At 45.9% G+C, this 434-nt stretch carries 2 tRNA genes; both read right to left on the bottom strand.

Annotated elements, in window-relative coordinates:
• Nucleotides 1-138: 138 nt before the first annotated feature.
• A tRNA-Ala gene (locus FC814_RS22575) sits at nucleotides 139-214 on the bottom strand.
• A gap of 42 nt (nucleotides 215-256) precedes the next feature.
• Nucleotides 257-333, bottom strand: a tRNA-Ile gene (locus tag FC814_RS22570).
• Nucleotides 334-434 lie beyond the last annotated feature (101 nt).

The following is a 434-nucleotide window of genomic DNA, read 5'->3' as shown; positions in this document are numbered from 1 at the left end:
AATTTGAGAGACTCACGAACAACTTTCGTTGTTCAGTGTTTCAATTTTCAGCTTGATCCAGATTTTTAAAGAGCAAAACTTCGCAGTGAACCTTTGCAGGTACACTCTGAAGTATTTTTTATTTAATCACTACAGAGATGGTGGAGCTATGCGGGATCGAACCGCAGACCTCCTGCGTGCAAAGCAGGCGCTCTCCCAGCTGAGCTATAGCCCCATAACATGTAGTTAAAACCTCTTCAAATTTGCGGTGCAAATTTGGTAGGCCTGAGTGGACTTGAACCACCGACCTCACCCTTATCAGGGGTGCGCTCTAACCACCTGAGCTACAAGCCTGTAGAGGTTTTACTGCTCATTTTCATCAGACAATCTGTGTGAGCACTTCAAAGAACGCTTCTTTAAGGTAAGGAGGTGATCCAACCGCAGGTTCCCCTACG

It is taken from the genome of Escherichia sp. MR (genome assembly GCF_005280595.1).
GTDB lineage: Bacteria > Pseudomonadota > Gammaproteobacteria > Enterobacterales > Enterobacteriaceae > Escherichia > Escherichia ruysiae.
The sequence above is the reverse complement of the archived record's forward strand: the minus strand, read 5'-3'. Positions and strand labels throughout refer to the sequence as shown.